Consider the following 16,801-nt stretch of genomic DNA (forward strand, 5'->3'; position numbering starts at 1 on the left):
CCCCATATATAAATAACTTTATCGATGCAAGTACAAAAAACAGCTATTTTATGGGGGCGCTGGTAAATATCCCTCTTTCGTCATTTAATATTCAAAATTAAAACCATATTCTGTTATTTCGCAACAACTCTAATCAATACCGATGTTCAAAATATTTTGATTTATAGCCTGATTCATTAACACCATGTTGAAGGAATAATCAAGGGTTTTGAGAGTTTCTGCACAAATTCTGATCAATTAACTATTTTACCTTCTAAAAAAGTCATTTTTTCTGCCCTACCCCAAAAAGCCTCTAAACCATAATATTCTCTTGCTTCAGGTAAGAAAATATGAGCAATAACGTCACCGTAATCATGTAATATCCAATTACCCTCATTTTTACCCTCAACCCGAATTGGCTCAATGCCTAATTTATCGCTAACTTGACCTTCAATAGCTAAAGAAATTGCCCTTAATTGTGGTTGAGAAAACCCCGTAATTACCACAAAATAATCAGCTAAATAAGATAACTCAGACACATTAAGAAAAGTAATCTCAGCGCCTTTGCGATCTTCGGCGGCATCGGCAATAATTAAAGCTAATTCTTTACTGTCAAAAGAACGAGAGTCATGGTTTTGATTAATATTAGTTTGGATTTTATCTAATTCGGGTTTAGTCATTCACATTTTCTTTAAATTTATTATCTATCCATTATAATCTAACCTGAATTGGAGGGCGCTTTCTTTGCAGGGGGGATTTGCAAACTCGAATCAAAAATCTAAATTTTGGAAGGGGAAGCAGAGGAAGCATGGGAGAAAGGGGAGATTTTTTCTATTAATTGATTTATTAGTAGTTAAAAACCTCTGGATTTTTGGACATTTATTACTTTCAGAAATTGACATTTTTGAGAATGCAAACGCCCTGCTTTATTAGGGCTGTGTCAATGTAGTTAGAATGTCCACTTCAACAGCGCCCGATTCATGAATCCAAGCCAAATTGCGAATTCCTTCGGCTTGGGCATATTCTTTGATATTATCAGCGCCCGTCAACAATACTTCTACCCTGACGACATTTTCACTACATCGTAATTTTTGGGCATAAATGAAGGCTTGTTGGGCAGCGCTAGAAGTGCGAGGAATCACTAACCAATCACTAGGAGGAGTGGTAGTCGGTAGGTGGGAAGTGGATAATAAACAGCCGTGTAAATCTTCAATATTGAGGGAAAAACCAATCCCTGCGTAATTTTGTCCTTGGGGATGATAGAGTCCCAACAATTGATCATAGCGCCCTCCCTGCCCCAAAATAACGGGCTGACCATTTCTATAACTAACCACATCAAAAACAATTCCTGTGTAGTAATCAAAAGTTTGTACTAAACTGAGATCAAAAATAATGGGTAAAGATTGACCATAACTACTATTAACCAAATTCAATAAATGGCGCAAATGTGTCACCACTTCCGTCTCATCACCCCATAACTGTTCAACTTTGCTTAAAACATCTTCCCCAGCGCCCCTCAAATCGAATAATTGTAAGGCTTTTTGCTGTAAATCAGGGCTTAAATCGAGATTTTGTAAAGTAACTCGATCTAAATTAGCGATACAGTGAAGTATTTGCGGTTGTAAGGGCGCTGGAAAAACCTTCAATAACGAACGAGTTAACCCAGCATCCCCTAACAATAAACACCAATTATCTAGCCCTAAACTATCTAAACAATTTGCCACCAAGAGCAAAATTTCCGCATCCGCCAATAAACCGTCAGCAAAGAGTAACTCTACTCCAGCCTGATAAAATTCTAACTGCTTCCCGTGATGACCTTCCGCCTCATTGCGAAATACATTGGCACGATAACAAAGCCTTTGCACCGCTTCATTTTCCATCCTTGTCACCACTGCCCTAGCAATGGAAGCTGTCAACTCCGGGCGCAAAGCTAATTGCCCTTCCCCTATATTTTGTAAAGGTATTACGGTGCTAGAGTTGATCGCCCCTCCTGCCATTAAAGTATCAACCCATTGGATAGTAGAAGTAACAATGCGCTTGTAACCCCAAGTTTGGAAAACTCTTTGCAGACGATCATTAATCCAACTTTTTTGAGCCACTTCCAAGGGTAATAAATCTCTAGCACCAGCTGGAGCTTGATGAATCATAACTTTTTCTTAACCTAATCTTGATATTCGCCAATTCAGCAATAATCCTATCATAGGCAGTGATGAATTATGAATTATGAATTATGAATTATGAAATAATAATTTCCTTTGCCTCTTGCCCTTTGCCTTTTTGACTTACCATAAAGGAATACCAAAAATTTTGGGCGGTTCTTTTTTACCGTCTTTCTTATCTTTACTAACCTTTTTGTCTTTAACAGCAGATTTACCTTCTTTTTTCCCTTTCGTTTCGGCTTTTTGTCCTGTGGCTTGTTTCATCTCCTCTTTAACTTTCTTCACCATGGGATGATTTGAATCGAGGGAAGAAGCCTTGTTAAGATGGATTTTTCCATAAGTGGAGTTACCCTGTTGGAAATATAAAGAAGCGATTAAAGCATGGGCGTCAAGGCTATTGGGGTCTAATTTTAAGGCTTCCCGCAACTCTAAGATACCCTGATCAATATTACCCAATTCTTTGGCTTCTTGGGCATTACGCAATAATCTTTGTAATTTTGCCTCGGTGGGGTCGATTTTTTTTTCTACTGGTGGGGTGACGGGCGCTGGATTTTGTGTACTGGTTTGAGCGGAGGTAGTTTGTTGATTGATAATCGGTTGGGTAGATTGTATTTGCCCCACTGAGGAGCTACGACTCATTTCCTGACGGCGTTCTGTTTCATTTTGTAGTATTAAGTAAACTAGATTCAGTTCACTTAATAAAGCAATTTTTTTGGTAATTAAATTAAAGTCTAAATATTGTTCTACAGCAATTTTACCTACTAACTCTTGATAGAGTTTTTCTCGGTTATTTTGTTCTTTGTATAAAGTTTTTGCCGTATCGGTGGCGAGGGTAATTGACGAGGCGGAGGGCGCTAGACGGCGCCCGATTTCGGAGAAGATTAACTGACACTCTCGCCTTAGCTTATCTTTATAAAGATTCTCGTAGGCTGGATTAACTAATTTTGATAAAATTTGACTAGCTTTTTGTTTTCCTTCTGGGGTATCTGCCTGACAAGTATCAGGATGAAGTTGATAAGCTATTTTGAGATAGCGGAGACGAATATCTTTCGCACCAGCACTAACGGGGACACCTAATATTGAATAATAGTCTTTGACTTCGTATTTAAAAAGCCCGTATTTTAGCTCGCTGATCATCATAAAACTACTACATCCCCATTACTCTTTTAATTTTTAATTATATGTGATTTTTTCCCCATGTACTACTAATCAATTGATAATTGACAATGGATAATTAATTATCTCTCCCCTCTGCTTCCCTTTCTCCCTGTCTCCCTTTTTCCCTTTCTCCCCTTCTCCCTTTCTCCCCAACCCTGCCCCAAAAGTTTAAGCGATGTCGGTTAAGACTTTACTAGCGGCAGCAATGGTGCGCTCAATATCTTCCTCCGTATGGGCAAGAGAAGTAAATCCTGCTTCAAATTGAGATGGAGCAAGATATACCCCCTGAGCTAACATTCCCCGATGAAAACGACCAAATTTAGCGGTATCAGCTTTTTTGGCATCATCGTAATTGTGAACCGCATTTGGGCTAAAAAACATTCCAAACATACCGCTAATATTACCACCCGTTACTTCATGACCGGCTTTTTTAGCTACTTCTAATAATCCGGTGATTAATTGATGGGTAATTTTTTCTAAATACTCATAAGTACCGGGTTTTTGCAACAATTCGAGGGTTTTAATCCCGGCTGTCATAGCAAGAGGATTACCCGATAATGTTCCGGCTTGATACATAGGACCACTGGGTGCTACCATAGCCATAATTTCTTTTTTACCACCATAAGCGCCCACCGGCAAACCACCACCGATAACTTTACCAAGGGTTGTTAAATCAGGAGTAACGCCAAATTTTTCTTGTACACCACCATAGGCAATACGGAAACCAGTCATTACTTCGTCAAATATTAATAAGGCGTCATTTTCTTGGGTAATCACCCTCAAGCCTTCTAAAAATCCTCCATCTGGGGCAATAAATCCTGAGTTACCCACCACCGGTTCAAGGATTACTCCAGCAATTTCTCCTTTGTGTTCATTAAATAGTTTTTTGACTGCTTCTAAGTCGTTATAAGGAGCCGTGAGGGTGTCGCTGGTGACGCTTTTGGGTACACCGGGAGAATCTGGTAAACCGAGGGTAGCTACTCCTGAACCGGCTTGGACGAGAAACATATCGCCGTGACCATGGTAACAGCCTTCAAATTTAATAATTTTATTTCTACCTGTATAAGCGCGCATCAACCGTAGCACGGACAAACAGGCTTCTGTACCCGAATTAACAAAACGTACCATTTCGATGCTCGGTACGGCTTCAATAACCATCTCTGCGAGAATGTTTTCGAGGAGACAGGGAGCTCCAAAACTTGTGCCTTTTTCTAATACTTCTTTCAGCGCCCCTAACACTTCAGGATGAGCATGACCGCAAATAGCAGGGCCCCAACTACCTACATAATCGATATATTTATTTTCGTCCACATCCCATATATAAGCGCCCTTCACCCTGTCAAAAACTATCGGTTGCCCACCTACGGATTTAAAAGCTCTGACGGGGGAGTTAACACCACCCGGCATTAGTTTTTGGGCTTGGCTAAAGATTTCCTCTGATTTGGTGGTAATAAAAGATGTTGTAACCAAAATTATCTCCTTATTTATATCCTTCGATCTTTATTTCTTATCAATCTATCTATTTTACCTCGATCTGATTAAGGTCGCATCATCAAGAAAGTCAAGGATGAGGTGAAGGGCGCTAGACTACTAACAAATGATTTTCTTCTGCTTCTTTTATTCCCAAAACTTGATCTAGCTGACTCAATTCAAAAATAATTTTCACACTGGGGGAAACGTTAACAACACTGAGTTTTTTGCCCTGTTTTTGCGCTTCTTTGTAGGCAATAACTAACGCCATTAATCCAGCACTGTCTAAAAACTCTACCAAACTAAAATCAATAGTTATCATCCGACAAGAATCTTCTTGTAGTAGTTTAATCAAATCTTCTTGAAAAGAAGTGGCATTGACGGCGTAAATTTTTCCTGATGGCTGGTACATTACTTGTTTTTTCATTAATTATTTACTCCTTTTCAGTCTTGTTAAATTAATTTAATTCATTATGCCGTTATGATAACTCTTACTTTACGATAGTGGTCGTAATTTTGGGTAAAGGAATGTTTAAGGTTTATTTTAAACTTCAATTATCATCATCATAGTTCCATGTTAACCAGATATAGTGTAATCAATGTTACAGTCCCTTTCCATGAGCAATACTTCAACACAAATTAAAGCCTATGGTAGATTTTTTAGAAAAAATAATCAGGGCGAATTTCTAAACGATTGTGATTTTCATAACCTTTCATCCCCTTGGTATGAGTTAGTAAAAGCATGGCAAAAAGGATGTTTGAATTTATTTGGTTCTAACCTAATTTCTCTTTATTTGCGAGGTTCAATTCCCAGAGGTTTAGCCATAGAGAATTGCTCTGACTTAGATAGTATTGTGGTAGTTAAATCTAGTTTTTACCAAGAAAATATTGACAATTTTTATTTAGATATTTTTCATCAACAATTGCAATCAAAATTTACTTTTGCCGTGGTATCGAAACTCAAATTATCACCGAAGAAGATATTTTTAATCCTCTCACTGGTTGGGGTATTATCTTAAAAATGCAAGGGTTATGTGTGGAGGGCGCTGACTACAATACACAACTACCAGAAGTTTCTATGGGTTTACATTTAGTTAATCATAGCTTTTCCCTTGCTAAAGATATTGACTTAGTTTGTCAATCGAAATCAACAAAACTTGTAGAATTATTAATTAATTGATCCGATTGTTCAACTAGATTAACTGCTTGTTTAAAGTTATTTTCCACCACTATTTGACTTGGTAAAAGGAGGAGGGGCGCTTTTTGGGCAATAGGACTACGAATAGCTGAATATGGTAAATTAACAACATATAAACCACCCACAGGAATCATCACCACTGCCATACCAGTCACTGTTTTTTGCAACCACTTCTGTATTTTATTCATTTTCTTAGTGATTAATAATTATTTGCCTATTTTAATTATAAAACTCGCTTTCTTTTTTATCATAAAATAATTATTGCCATAAAAGTAATACTACTGCGTATCATCAATTAAGTCATATCTCTCTTTTGTCATTCTCAGAAAACATTTTTAGATCACAGAACTTTAATTAACAGATCATTTCGAGATTTTTTAAGTAATATAAATTATCAAAATTTAACAATGGCTGAAACTATATCTACTAAAAGAACTTGATCAAAAATTGACAGAGGAGGGATGTTTTAAAACTTATCTTTGCTCTTTGCTCTTACAATAACTGTTATGTAACTGATGTTAGGCAAAAATAGAATTAATTGTTGTTGTCGGGTGTCAGGTGTTAGGTTAAAGAATTGACAAGAAACTTATGTTTATTGAGGGAAGGGTTTTAAACCGGCTACTTGAAACCTCCCTTAACTTAACATTTGAATCAGTGCGTAATATCAGTTTATAAGACAAAAAATAAAATGAAAAAAACCGAGCGTATTCTTATCCCGCCACAAGTCAGAAAATATGTCTATGAAAGAGATAATTTTCAATGTCAAAGTTGTGGCAAAAACATTTCAGAAACCACTTTAAATATTGATCATATAATTCCTTTGGCAAAGGGTGGTAGTAATGATATAAGTAACTTACAAACCCTTTGTAGTAGTTGTAATCAAAAGAAAAAAGCGCACTTCGATCCTCGTTTTCGTCGTCATTTTTCTTAAAAATTAATTATAACCATAAATTAATAACCAAAAAAAGTTATTATGACCACAAACGTTATAAAATCAATAATTTGTGATGCGTAAATTTATTTCCTTTACCTTAGTATCGTTTTTGATTGTCATAGCTTTGACAGCATTTCAAATCAATCATCCAGCGCCCGTCACCGCCACTAATTACTCGGAATATATGGCAAAAGCCCATAAAAATGATCTGCCTATACCTACCGGTATTATTGCCCAAGCTCCTAAAATGGAAGTAAAAGGGGAAATGTTGACCTATGGTAATATTGATGGACAGCCCATCATGGGTTACGTCAGCACCCCTGTTAATGCGGAAAAACCCCTACCCGGATTAATTGTTATCCATGAGTGGTGGGGTTTGAATGATAATATCAAAATGATGACCGATCGCCTAGCGGGGGAAGGTTATACAGCTTTAGCCGTTGACTTATATCAGGGTGATGTAGCTGATAATCCCGATGAGGCTCTTAAATTGGTGCAGAGGGCGCTGGGAAATACCGCTCCCTTAGAAAATAACCTCAAACAAGCCTATAAATATCTTAGCGACTATCAAAATATTATGGGCATCACTGAAGCTCCACGAGTAGGTAGTATTGGTTGGTGTTTTGGTGGTTTGTGGTCACTTAATACAGCTTTACTACTTCCTGATCAGTTAGATGCCACCGTAATTTACTATGGCGGAAATATCACTACTGATCCCAAAAAATTAATGACCTTACAAATGCCCATTTTAGGAATTTTTGGAGAATTAGATCAAAATCCTTCCGTTGCTTTAGTAAAAGAATTTGAACAAGTATTATTAGCTTTAGGCAAAGAAGTAGAAATTCATATCTATGAAAAAGCCGATCATGCTTTTGCTAACTCATCTGGTACTCGTTATAATGCGGAAGCGGCAGAGAGTGCTTGGGAAAAAACCACCGCTTTTTTAGCGAAATATCTTTAACAAAAAGGGCTAAGGTAAATTTTAGAATACCTTGGATTACCATTAAATTTGCTTACCTCTTAAAAACAAGGTTTTGAACCATTTATTCTTCTGTAAAATAGGGGTTGCTAAAGCAGTGGTGTCGTGGGGGGAATGTAGAATTTAGAATGTAGAATTTAGAACGTAGAATTAATAATTTTTGATTGGGATGAAAAATACAGTATTTTTAGATAAAAAAGTCAATTTATGGCATTTTTGGTTATGTAGAATAGACTTTAAACCTTTATTAGACAAGGGTTTTGATTTATTCAGCAAAGCATAAAATATTTCCAAAAATTATCAAAAAATAGTTAGTCGAAAACCCTGCCCTTTCGGATAACAACATTACTTTTTAACTTGGCGATTTTCCCAACGAAATAAAAATACCATTAAACTAATAATACTGATTTGAATTAATAAATTAGGTAGGTTTTGTTGTACATTTTTTCCTGCTAATAATTGCACAAAAAAAATAAATGCACCAATAGCGCCCGATGCCCCAAAACCAAAATAAATAAACTTTCTTAATCCTCGATATGGCGCTTGTGCTTCGGCTTTGAGATAAGCATATTTTTCGGGAGTTAAATTCTTTTGATTCCCATTCATTGAATTATCTTTTTTTGGTTGTTTATTATTCATTTTTTTTTCAGATGTAAGTAATATTAACTAATTATGGTCTGATGAATAAATCAGAAAGCTATTAAAATCAAAAGTTTAGATACACTATATTGACAAAAAAGTGCGCATTTTTGGCAATTTTGACTTAAAAACTGAGCATTTCAAATCTAATTATTCACAATATACTTGTATTTTCATTAAAAATATAAGGGTTCAAAACCTTGATTTTTCTTTCTTTAACCTGAAACCTGAAACCTGATGCCTGATACCTATCCTCATCCAAAGACTTTTTCAGCAACACCTAACTATTAAGACGGGAAATAAGAGAGTCGGAGGGCGCTTTTTGCAAAATTTCAGTTATCACCGAATCAGTGCCTAAATTCCCCCAAGTGCAACCATTTTGCAAATAAATTTGTGCTGATTTACCCACTAAATAAGAGCCATAACTACCCAGCGCCCCTTGCACCAATCCAGCGCTGACAATGGTGGTAAAATTAGCTGGGTTTTCCCATAAACTATTGAGGGAAACAGTGGTTTTAGCGATACTAAACATTACCATAGTGATGATTTCTGCCACCGATAAACCAAAAACATTTTTAAGAATAGTTTGCCATAATTGCCCTGCCTCATGGCTAGTAATCGGTAAACCATATAAACGCCCCAGCGCCCGTATCATCAGCAAATCAACCAAAGCACTAACTAACACATCCACCACGCCAAAAGGATTAAGAGCGATAATAATGCCCTTATAACGAGCATAGCGCCAAATAATTCCTTCTGCTTCTTCTTCACGCAGGGCAATAGTTTTACGCGCAATATTTTCCTGTGCCTTTTTCCCCTGAGAAAGCGCATTTAAAGCTAACAAATCCTTTCCTTCACGGTTGAGCAAATCAAGAAGTTTTTGCCGTAAACTATCAATGTCGGGTGGTAATTCCTCCCATTCCTGCTTAATTGTGCCGTCAGGTAACTCTACACGCACGGGTAAAGGTTGAGGTTGTGCCGCCACCATCACCACCTCATCAGGGGTAAAAAGCGGTTGCTGAGTGTCATTACTTAACTGCTGTAACTGTTGATATATCGCCTTTTGATCCACTTCAGGATAAAGATCAATTTTATTAAATACCAATAATAAAGGCTTTTGATAACGGCGCAATTCTAATAATGCCGAGTATTCCGTGCGAGTAATATCTCCAGCCACCACAAAAAGGATTAAATCCGCTTGTTGTGCTACTTCTTTAGCCATCAGCGCCCGTGATTCCCCGTCAATTTCATCTAAACCGGGAGTATCGATTAACTCAATGGCTATTTTCGGCAGTTGCCACCGAATCGATTTGGGCCACTTTGTAACGCCGTGGAGGGCGCCTGTTTCTAAAATGTCTTTTCCCAACAAGGCATTAATCACAGTGGATTTACCACGACTAACTAAGCCAAAGGTAGCGATTTTGAATAGCTGTTGTTCTAATTTTTCCAGCGCCCCTCGCAAATCCCGTAAATCATTTTTGACAGCATTTTGTAACTCTTGATGGGGGGGATAATTCCAATGACGGCGACTACTACTATACCACGAGAGAGATTGTTGTAAACTGGCGCGCGCTATTTTTAAAACTGACATTTTAATTAATAATGGGCAATTGACAAAGGTAAATTTAAAGATAGTATGGATAATTGAAAATTCATTATTTACAGCGTAAGATTAACGAAGAGAATGCCACCATTGATAGAATATGGTATCTCAGACACAAACAAGAAAAAAAAGATTATCATAGAATATGTACTTAGTAATGTACAACTAAGATAATGAATATTATAAATTTTAGTGAAGCAAGAAAAAACTTTAAATCTGTACTAGATACAGTAGCCAATGATAAAGATTGTACTGTAATTGTGAGAAGAGATGCAGAAGATGCCGTCTTAATGTCGAGAAGTTATTATGATAGTCTAATGGAAACAGTTTATCTTTTAAAATCTCCAGCTAATGCTCAACACTTAGAGGAAGCTATCGCAGAATATAGAGACGGTAAAACACAAGAACATGATTTAATCGATGCGTAAATTAGCTTGGGGCTCTAAAGCATGGAAAGACTATAAGCATCTCTACCTGTCAATTTTAAGCAACCAGAGGGGCGAGGTATTTTTTCTAATTCTATAATCGCATCTCTAACTTTTTGATAATCAGTATTAGGCAAGTTTTCCAAAACTTTGGAAGCCCTTTTTTTAATATTGATATTATATTTCATCAATTTTGACTTTCAATTTTTGCGGTCACTACTTCAAAAGGTATCTCTTCGTCATCCATAGAAATAGCGAGATCATAAGCTCTAATTGCCTCTAGTTCTTCAGATTCTTGCAATAGTTTTTCATAGTCTTTTATGTCCAAAAGAACACCTATGCGATTACCTTCCACATCCGTGAGATATTTTTCTTTTAATTGCATTTAATAATTGTCACTACTAAATTTTACTAAGATTCATAATAGCAAAATCTTGATATGTTTTGGAAGTGCGATCGGTTTAGGCTGTTCGATCTGTCATTAGGCGCTAAGATTATGATGTCAAAAATTAAATGATGATAAGATATAGTAAATAAAAATCCCCAAAAAATTGACAAAATATGGTTAAAACTTCATTATTTCAAAAAGCGATCGAAACTGTAGAAAAATTATCTTGAGAAGAACAACAAATAATCACCATATCGATGAATCTCTATAGCAATTAAAACAGGAAAAAATGAAAGCTATCACCAGTAACCAAGCAAAAAAACAATTAGACGAACTCATTGACACAGTTATCCTTGATGTAGAACCAACTATCGTTTGTAATGATCAAGGAAAACAAGCTGTTTTAATGTCCTTAGACGAATTTAATTCTTGGCAAGAAACCTTATATTTATTATCCAATCCTGCTAATGCTGAACATCTGATGAAATCCATCAAAGAAGCAAAATCGGGTAGTAAATCAGTAAAAGAATTAATCGAACCATGAAAATTACTTTTACCCAACAATCTTGGTTAGATTATCTTTGGCTACAAGATAATGATAAAAAACTGTTAAAAAGAGTCAACTTATTAATTAAAGAAATTATCAGAAATCCTTTTGATGGCATTGGTAAACCAGAACCTCTCAAAGCTAACTTATCAGGTTACTGGTCAAGACGAATCAATTCTGAACATCGTTTAGTTTATGAAATTTCAGAGGAAGAATTAACCATTATTTCCTGTCGATTTCATTATCAGAAATAAAATTGTTACGACTAAATTTTACTAAGATTCATAATAGAAAAAATCTTGGTATAGCAGTCCTAAATCATTTGGGAGAAGTTTAAAAATAAAAAAGACCATCGCACAATTTACCAGACAAGGGGTTTAAACCCCTTGTTACTAAAATTTAATTGTTGATAATCTCACAACTCACATAGGATTGCTCTATTTTGGCTGGTATCAACGAAAGTATCGAAATTATTATCTTTGAAACAGGAAACTGGGAGTTTTATCAAGATGAATAAACCTGATTTTACAACGATGACACGCAAAGAGTTAAAAATTTATATTCGACAAAATCCTACAGATGACGAAGCTATTAGAGAACTCTTTATAAATCGTCGTATGGATAATGCCAAAACCTATCCTTATCCCTATGATATGAATAAAGAAGAAATAGATAGCATTTTCTATTCCAAAAATATAAGTTAATGATCGAACTACAGATTATGATGGTTCTCAAGAGTGATCGGTTTTGGGAGTAAGATAGCTTTTATGGGGGTTAACGGAGGGAGTATAAGTTAACCAAGACGAGTTAGACGAATTTGAGCTAAAGTAAAAATAACAGGAATAATACGGGTGTAATTAGTGGCAATAGCGCGCCAACCTAAATCAGCAAAAAAAGAAGCCCATAAAACAGGACCTAAAAAAGCAAAAACACTTCTTACGGCAGTATAACGAGCGGTATTAGCAATCATACCTTGTTTTGCTAACTGTAAAGCCACATGATTTTGTATCCTTGAAGTTACGGCAATTCCCCCTTTAATTAAACTGGTTTTAGCTACTTGATAACGGGCAAAATGTAAGGCAAATTGTCGGGTAATTTGTTGTAATAACCATGATTTTAATACGCTACTAATCGCCACAATGCCACTACCTTTTATGATAATTTTTAAAGGATCATGTTGTAATTTTAGGGGTAATGGTTCTGGTGTGTTAGTGTTGGATAAATATTTAATGACTTCATTTTTAATACTATTTTTTTCTTCATGGGGTAATTTTGCCCATGCTTTTTGTAGTAAATTGATGAAAATTTCCGTTTCAATGTCAATGGTTGACATATTTTGACTATAGGGAATTTTTAGATAACGACAGACTTGAATCAAAATTGAGCGATAACTCACTTGATGGGTTTGTTTTTTTAATACTGTGATGCCGTCAGCTCCTAAAAAACGAAATCTTTTTTCGATACTATCTATTTTATCTTGCCAATCCTGACATTGTACGTCGAAGGGCGCTGGGGTTTGCCAATAGTCAAGGGGGTTGAGGCGACGACAAAAAAGAATATTAGTAATTTGTTCTAATTCTTCTTCTGTGGCTAATTGTAAAACAGTTTTGAGTTCATCCACAATGTTTTTTCCTCACAGGGAGTCATTAATATTAAAAAAAAATTATTTTGGTGAGGGGAGGTGTCAGGTATCAGGTGTCAGGTAAAATGCTTATAAATTAGAGAGTTAAGCCAAATAGTTATTTTTCATAAATTGTTTATTTGTATCAAAAATTTTTGATGGGGATGGAAAAAATACAGTATTTTTAAAGAAAAAAGTCAATTTATGACACTTTTTGTTATGTAGAATAGACTTTAAACCTTTATTTTAACCTTAAAAAATGTCTGCTGGATCAGCAGATTTGAGCTTATTAACAGCAATAGCGCCCGATCCAAAACACATCCCCAAAGTGAGAAAATAAACAGTTAAAGCAAGAGATTTAGTCATGTAAATAGGTAAACCTGTAGCGCCCGCCGCCCCACCATAAAGTAACATAGAAACTCCCATACCGGGTAAAAAACCCACACAAGCCAAAATTAATGCCTCTTGAAATACCACCACCAAAAGATAATTATTGGTGTAACCCATAGCTTTGAGGGTAGCATATTCAGGCAAATGATCCGCCACGTCAGTATAAAGAATTTGATAAACAATCACTACACCCACCACTAAACCCATAGCCGCACCCAAACCGAAAATAAAACCAATAGCGGTACTATTTTCCCAATATTCCCTCTCATAGCTGACAAATTCTTCACGGGATAAAACTACCACATCACCGCCACTAAATTTTTGCTTGAGACTATTAATAACAGCTTCATCATCAACACCATCTTTCAAATGTATCACACCAATATCAATCAAATTAGGGTCTCTGGTGGGAAACATCCGTAAAAAATTCAAGTCACTGGTAATCAAATTACCGTCAGCGCCAAAACTCGCCCCAATGGAAAATAAACCCCTAACTGTTACTTGTCGTGCATTCATTTCCGTTTTGACGTTTTCACCATTATTAAACATTTCCGCCACTGGACCAAATTCCGCCCGTGATTTATCATCAAATAAGACGACATCAGATAATCTTAATAAAGAGAGATTTTCTTCTACTCCCGGCAGAGTAAAAAGAGATTCTTTCGGGTTAAAACCAATTACCATAATTTGCCGAGTGGCTTGGTTTTCGGGATTTTTCCATAAACCAAAACCGATGTTAATTTTATTAATGGCTTCCACTCCCTCCACTGCCAAACTTTGCTCTAAACGGCGAGAAGAAAAGGTTTTCATGGCAATAAGGGCATCAGATTGAGGGCTAATCAGGAAAACATCCCCGCGTATTTCTTCATGCACTCTTACTGCACTATTTAGCAATGCTGATTTGAAACCTAACTGCATAAACATGAGAATATCAGCAAAACTGATCCCAGCGATAGCGATAAGTAATCTAATTTTTTCTCGGCTTAATTGTAACCAAGCTAGGGGTATTTTCATAATAAAAAAGAGCGAAGTTAAAAGGGCAAAGTTAAAAGGGAATTATTTTTGTTATAAATGATAAGATTTCTATATTTAGAATAATATAAGGCTTATCAAATAAACTTTTGAGGAATGATTTGTTATTAATCTATTATAACTACTGAGGTAATATAGCAGTCCTAAATCATTTATGAAAAATCAATTATTAGAAAAAAATATCGAAAATACCATCCCTCTTGCCTTTTCCCTCTTCCCCATTTCAACCAATAATTTATAATAGTCAAAGTAATAGAGCCAAAAATTATGGTGTGGAATTATAAAACTCCCGGTATTCCTGATGAACTTTTTGAGCGTTTACCCGGTATTCCCCTAACTAAACGGGAAGTGCGCTTATTGATTTTGTCAGCGCTAAGATTAGAGCAAAAATCTGTGGTTTGGGATGTGGGCGCTGGAACTGGTACAGTATCAGTAGAAATAGGTTTACTTTGCCCTCAGAACAAAATTACTGCCATTGAAAGAGATTCTGATGTAGTCAAGTTAATTAATAGTAATTGTCATAAATTTGGGGTGAAAAATGTGGAGGTATTAGAAGCCAGCGCCCCTCAATGCTTTAATGACATTAAACAGCAACCCCATAGAGTCTTTATCGGAGGGGGAAAATCCGTCAAAGATGTATTAAGAGAGTCATGGAATCATTTACTACCCCAAGGCAGAATTGTTGCTATTGCTTCTAATTTAGAAAATCTCTATCAAATCTCTGAAGGTTTAGCTGAATTACAAGCTCGTAACATAGAAGTAGTACAATCATCTATTAATAGATTGGAAACAAGAGGCATTAGCCAAGTTTTTGCAGGTATAGCCCCCATCTTTATTTTGAGTGGTGAAAAAATGTAAGTTAGGAAGTATTTAAGTTAACTGTTGGGTATAGGCAAAAGGCAACAGTTAAGAGTTTGAGCTGTTTTTAAAACTTAGTCCAAAATACCAGTTATATCAAGTTCGGATAATCACTTATAAAACAAAGTCTGTATTTTGAGTTTTCAGCAGATATTTAATTGTAACTGTTTAAGGGAACCTGATATTAAATGCGTCTTGGATTCACGGATATTTTATCGTAATCTAAGTTAAGCGACTTGAATAAAGCAGAATATAATAAATAGTAAGTATCAAAATGAATTTAAGCCATGAATCTAGCCAATTTATCATCAAAACCTGCTGAGTCTGCCAGTCAAGAGAAAGTTAAATTATTGGTTTTTCCCATTGGGAATCTCAACATGGCTTTGCATATCGATGTGGTGCAAAAAATTGTTAATTTTTCGACAGTATATAGTAGTGGCTTAAATCATTACGGCATGGTTAATTTGGAAGGGGAAGAAATTACAGTTTTAGACCTTAATCAGCGTTTGTTTCATTTACCTCAAACTTTTGAAAATCAGGAAAAAAAATATTTACTTTTAGCTCAAAATAGTGGGGGAGAAAGATTTGGAATTATTATTCAAAATACTCCTAGTTTATTCGATGTTACTCTGAATCGGATACGGGCGCTACCTGCTTCCTATCGTCAAGCGGATACCCTGAAAATTGCTACCCATGTGACGATGATTCCTTTAGAAGAAGAAAAGGAGTTAACTGTATTTATTCTCGATCCAGACGAGTTGATTAATCCTAACACTAATTAATAACGAGGTAAACTATCATCTACCATGTAGGCATAAGCATCAATTCCCCCAGAGACATTTTTAACTTGAGTAAATCCTTGAGATATTAACCATTGACACATTTGGGCGGAACGGATACCATGATGACACATCACGATGGTTTCTTTCTGTGAATCTAGTTTACTCTGAATTTGATTTGACCATTCCCCAAATTCACTGAGGGGTAAAACCACAAAATGAGGTAAATTAACGATGGATACTTCCGATAACTCCCTCACATCCAGAAGTTGGTATGATTCGGGGTTATCGGCTAAAATCACAGCTAATTCATCTACGCTGATAGTGGGTATGGGAGAATAATTAGGCATATTTTAATTCTAAACGGAAAGAAAATTATAAGTTATCGTACAAAATTAATTATATATGGGCAAGGGGCTTAAGCCCTTTGCCTTGCCGTGTTATCACAGGTTTGAGAAAAATAAAAATCACAATTAATTTTGCTTACCTACTTACTATACTTTTTCCCCTTCCCTGTTTCCTCTTCCTCTGTCAACTAATAATTTATCTTGAAATGTGAGTGAAAGACCCCCGTTGAATTTCTCAACAAAAAAATACCCACTGAAATCAACGGGGGATGTAAACGAACCAACAAAAAAATCG

Annotated in this window: 22 protein-coding genes; 9 read left to right on the forward strand and 13 right to left on the reverse strand. The window is 36.0% G+C overall.

The annotated features are described in order from the left end of the window. Positions 1-233: 233 nt before the first annotated feature. The 5 genes from rsfS to IGQ45_02400 all read right to left on the reverse strand — a co-directional run bounded on the left by rsfS (position 234) and on the right by IGQ45_02400 (position 5,193). Positions 234-659 carry a ribosome silencing factor gene (rsfS, locus tag IGQ45_02380; protein MBF2056072.1) on the reverse strand — a complete coding sequence of 142 codons (426 nt, stop codon included), beginning with the start codon at positions 657-659 and terminating at the stop codon, positions 234-236. Positions 660-908: 249 nt separating this feature from the next. Continuing rightward, positions 909-2,126, reverse strand: coding sequence for an ATP phosphoribosyltransferase regulatory subunit (locus IGQ45_02385; protein ID MBF2056073.1), 1,218 nt, complete (start codon positions 2,124-2,126; stop codon positions 909-911). Between the two features lie 135 nt (positions 2,127-2,261). After that, entirely contained in the window at positions 2,262-3,278 is a 1,017-nt protein-coding gene (locus IGQ45_02390; GenBank protein ID MBF2056074.1) for a DnaJ domain-containing protein, read from the reverse strand. Positions 3,279-3,464: 186 nt separating this feature from the next. Next, positions 3,465-4,766 carry a glutamate-1-semialdehyde 2,1-aminomutase gene (hemL, locus tag IGQ45_02395; protein ID MBF2056075.1) on the reverse strand — a complete coding sequence of 434 codons (1,302 nt, stop codon included), beginning with the start codon at positions 4,764-4,766 and terminating at the stop codon, positions 3,465-3,467. Between the two features lie 112 nt (positions 4,767-4,878). Beyond that, positions 4,879-5,193, reverse strand: a complete 315-nt coding sequence (locus IGQ45_02400) for an STAS domain-containing protein (protein ID MBF2056076.1) — start codon at positions 5,191-5,193, stop codon at positions 4,879-4,881. A 172-nt stretch (positions 5,194-5,365) separates the two neighbouring features. Here IGQ45_02400 and IGQ45_02405 point away from each other — a divergent pair, with 172 nt between their 5' ends. Further along, a complete protein-coding gene (locus IGQ45_02405; protein ID MBF2056077.1) occupies positions 5,366-5,785 on the forward strand; it encodes a nucleotidyltransferase domain-containing protein in 420 nt (139 codons plus the stop codon). Between the two features lie 118 nt (positions 5,786-5,903). On the opposite strand, the gene IGQ45_02410 is transcribed toward IGQ45_02405, so the two are convergent. Next, positions 5,904-6,152 (reverse strand): hypothetical protein, encoded by a 249-nt coding sequence (locus IGQ45_02410; GenBank protein ID MBF2056078.1) that lies wholly within the window; start codon positions 6,150-6,152, stop codon positions 5,904-5,906. Between the two features lie 500 nt (positions 6,153-6,652). Between IGQ45_02410 and IGQ45_02415 the strand changes: the two genes are divergently transcribed. Together IGQ45_02415 and IGQ45_02420 are read left to right on the forward strand one after the other, a co-directional pair. Beyond that, complete coding sequence (locus IGQ45_02415; protein ID MBF2056079.1) at positions 6,653-6,895, forward strand: HNH endonuclease; 243 nt, start codon at positions 6,653-6,655, stop codon at positions 6,893-6,895. 76 nt (positions 6,896-6,971) lie between these two features. Then, the gene (locus IGQ45_02420; protein ID MBF2056080.1) at positions 6,972-7,859 is read left to right on the forward strand and encodes a dienelactone hydrolase family protein; all 888 of its coding nucleotides are present in this window, start codon (positions 6,972-6,974) and stop codon (positions 7,857-7,859) included. Between the two features lie 363 nt (positions 7,860-8,222). Here IGQ45_02420 and IGQ45_02425 read toward each other — a convergent pair whose 3' ends face one another. Further along, positions 8,223-8,516 carry a DUF3493 domain-containing protein gene (locus IGQ45_02425; protein MBF2056081.1) on the reverse strand — a complete coding sequence of 98 codons (294 nt, stop codon included), beginning with the start codon at positions 8,514-8,516 and terminating at the stop codon, positions 8,223-8,225. A gap of 280 nt (positions 8,517-8,796) precedes the next feature. Next, positions 8,797-10,107 carry a DUF697 domain-containing protein gene (locus tag IGQ45_02430; protein MBF2056082.1) on the reverse strand — a complete coding sequence of 437 codons (1,311 nt, stop codon included), beginning with the start codon at positions 10,105-10,107 and terminating at the stop codon, positions 8,797-8,799. Between the two features lie 185 nt (positions 10,108-10,292). Here IGQ45_02430 and IGQ45_02435 point away from each other — a divergent pair, with 185 nt between their 5' ends. After that, a complete protein-coding gene (locus tag IGQ45_02435) occupies positions 10,293-10,547 on the forward strand; it encodes a type II toxin-antitoxin system prevent-host-death family antitoxin (protein MBF2056083.1) in 255 nt (84 codons plus the stop codon). Between the two features lie 14 nt (positions 10,548-10,561). On the opposite strand, the gene IGQ45_02440 is transcribed toward IGQ45_02435, so the two are convergent. Together IGQ45_02440 and IGQ45_02445 are read right to left on the reverse strand one after the other, a co-directional pair. Further along, entirely contained in the window at positions 10,562-10,732 is a 171-nt protein-coding gene (locus tag IGQ45_02440) for a hypothetical protein (protein ID MBF2056084.1), read from the reverse strand. Continuing rightward, the gene (locus IGQ45_02445) at positions 10,732-10,929 is read right to left on the reverse strand and encodes a hypothetical protein (GenBank protein MBF2056085.1); all 198 of its coding nucleotides are present in this window, start codon (positions 10,927-10,929) and stop codon (positions 10,732-10,734) included. The genes IGQ45_02440 and IGQ45_02445 overlap by 1 nt, the downstream gene beginning before the upstream one ends. Before the next feature lie 292 nt (positions 10,930-11,221). On the opposite strand from IGQ45_02445, the gene IGQ45_02450 reads away from it, so the two are divergent. The 3 genes from IGQ45_02450 (at position 11,222) to IGQ45_02460 (ending at position 12,183) form a co-directional block, all read left to right on the forward strand. Beyond that, positions 11,222-11,476: a type II toxin-antitoxin system Phd/YefM family antitoxin gene (locus IGQ45_02450; GenBank protein MBF2056086.1), complete on the forward strand. Its 255-nt coding sequence runs from the start codon at positions 11,222-11,224 to the stop codon at positions 11,474-11,476. Continuing rightward, positions 11,473-11,733 carry a Txe/YoeB family addiction module toxin gene (locus IGQ45_02455; GenBank protein ID MBF2056087.1) on the forward strand — a complete coding sequence of 87 codons (261 nt, stop codon included), beginning with the start codon at positions 11,473-11,475 and terminating at the stop codon, positions 11,731-11,733. The genes IGQ45_02450 and IGQ45_02455 overlap by 4 nt, the downstream gene beginning before the upstream one ends. Before the next feature lie 255 nt (positions 11,734-11,988). Beyond that, positions 11,989-12,183, forward strand: coding sequence for a hypothetical protein (locus tag IGQ45_02460; protein ID MBF2056088.1), 195 nt, complete (start codon positions 11,989-11,991; stop codon positions 12,181-12,183). Positions 12,184-12,272: 89 nt separating this feature from the next. Here the strand turns inward: IGQ45_02460 and IGQ45_02465 are convergent, their stop codons facing one another. Continuing rightward, positions 12,273-13,100 carry a hypothetical protein gene (locus tag IGQ45_02465; protein MBF2056089.1) on the reverse strand — a complete coding sequence of 276 codons (828 nt, stop codon included), beginning with the start codon at positions 13,098-13,100 and terminating at the stop codon, positions 12,273-12,275. 252 nt (positions 13,101-13,352) lie between these two features. Continuing rightward, on the reverse strand, positions 13,353-14,504 hold the full coding sequence (locus IGQ45_02470; protein MBF2056090.1) for an FtsX-like permease family protein: 1,152 nt from the start codon (positions 14,502-14,504) through the stop codon (positions 13,353-13,355). A gap of 285 nt (positions 14,505-14,789) precedes the next feature. Between IGQ45_02470 and cbiT the strand changes: the two genes are divergently transcribed. Continuing rightward, the gene (gene cbiT, locus IGQ45_02475; protein ID MBF2056091.1) at positions 14,790-15,380 is read left to right on the forward strand and encodes a precorrin-6Y C5,15-methyltransferase subunit CbiT; all 591 of its coding nucleotides are present in this window, start codon (positions 14,790-14,792) and stop codon (positions 15,378-15,380) included. Between the two features lie 287 nt (positions 15,381-15,667). Continuing rightward, the gene (locus tag IGQ45_02480) at positions 15,668-16,162 is read left to right on the forward strand and encodes a chemotaxis protein CheW (protein ID MBF2056092.1); all 495 of its coding nucleotides are present in this window, start codon (positions 15,668-15,670) and stop codon (positions 16,160-16,162) included. On the opposite strand, the gene IGQ45_02485 is transcribed toward IGQ45_02480, so the two are convergent. Then, entirely contained in the window at positions 16,159-16,509 is a 351-nt protein-coding gene (locus IGQ45_02485) for a rhodanese (GenBank protein MBF2056093.1), read from the reverse strand. The genes IGQ45_02480 and IGQ45_02485 overlap by 4 nt on opposite strands. Positions 16,510-16,801: the final 292 nt, after the last annotated feature.

Origin of the sequence: Cyanobacterium sp. T60_A2020_053 (genome assembly GCA_015272165.1) — a bacterium.
GTDB lineage: Bacteria > Cyanobacteriota > Cyanobacteriia > Cyanobacteriales > Cyanobacteriaceae > Cyanobacterium.

Excerpts from the sequence above, each read along its gene's own strand:
- IGQ45_02385 (MBF2056073.1), bottom strand. The coding sequence starts at position 2,126 with ATGATTCATCAAGCTCCAGCTGGTGCTAGAGATTTATTACCCTTGGAA.
- rsfS (MBF2056072.1), bottom strand. The coding sequence starts at position 659 with ATGACTAAACCCGAATTAGATAAAATCCAAACTAATATTAATCAAAAC.
- IGQ45_02410 (MBF2056078.1), bottom strand. The coding sequence starts at position 6,152 with ATGAATAAAATACAGAAGTGGTTGCAAAAAACAGTGACTGGTATGGCA.
- IGQ45_02405 (MBF2056077.1), top strand. The coding sequence starts at position 5,366 with ATGTTACAGTCCCTTTCCATGAGCAATACTTCAACACAAATTAAAGCC.
- IGQ45_02430 (MBF2056082.1), bottom strand. The coding sequence starts at position 10,107 with ATGTCAGTTTTAAAAATAGCGCGCGCCAGTTTACAACAATCTCTCTCG.
- IGQ45_02450 (MBF2056086.1), top strand. The coding sequence starts at position 11,222 with ATGAAAGCTATCACCAGTAACCAAGCAAAAAAACAATTAGACGAACTC.
- IGQ45_02435 (MBF2056083.1), top strand. The coding sequence starts at position 10,293 with ATGAATATTATAAATTTTAGTGAAGCAAGAAAAAACTTTAAATCTGTA.
- IGQ45_02470 (MBF2056090.1), bottom strand. The coding sequence starts at position 14,504 with ATGAAAATACCCCTAGCTTGGTTACAATTAAGCCGAGAAAAAATTAGA.
- IGQ45_02440 (MBF2056084.1), bottom strand. The coding sequence starts at position 10,732 with ATGAAATATAATATCAATATTAAAAAAAGGGCTTCCAAAGTTTTGGAA.
- IGQ45_02480 (MBF2056092.1), top strand. The coding sequence starts at position 15,668 with ATGAATCTAGCCAATTTATCATCAAAACCTGCTGAGTCTGCCAGTCAA.
- IGQ45_02420 (MBF2056080.1), top strand. The coding sequence starts at position 6,972 with ATGCGTAAATTTATTTCCTTTACCTTAGTATCGTTTTTGATTGTCATA.
- IGQ45_02445 (MBF2056085.1), bottom strand. The coding sequence starts at position 10,929 with ATGCAATTAAAAGAAAAATATCTCACGGATGTGGAAGGTAATCGCATA.
- IGQ45_02415 (MBF2056079.1), top strand. The coding sequence starts at position 6,653 with ATGAAAAAAACCGAGCGTATTCTTATCCCGCCACAAGTCAGAAAATAT.
- cbiT (MBF2056091.1), top strand. The coding sequence starts at position 14,790 with ATGGTGTGGAATTATAAAACTCCCGGTATTCCTGATGAACTTTTTGAG.
- IGQ45_02400 (MBF2056076.1), bottom strand. The coding sequence starts at position 5,193 with ATGAAAAAACAAGTAATGTACCAGCCATCAGGAAAAATTTACGCCGTC.
- IGQ45_02460 (MBF2056088.1), top strand. The coding sequence starts at position 11,989 with ATGAATAAACCTGATTTTACAACGATGACACGCAAAGAGTTAAAAATT.
- IGQ45_02425 (MBF2056081.1), bottom strand. The coding sequence starts at position 8,516 with ATGAATAATAAACAACCAAAAAAAGATAATTCAATGAATGGGAATCAA.
- IGQ45_02455 (MBF2056087.1), top strand. The coding sequence starts at position 11,473 with ATGAAAATTACTTTTACCCAACAATCTTGGTTAGATTATCTTTGGCTA.
- IGQ45_02485 (MBF2056093.1), bottom strand. The coding sequence starts at position 16,509 with ATGCCTAATTATTCTCCCATACCCACTATCAGCGTAGATGAATTAGCT.
- IGQ45_02390 (MBF2056074.1), bottom strand. The coding sequence starts at position 3,278 with ATGATGATCAGCGAGCTAAAATACGGGCTTTTTAAATACGAAGTCAAA.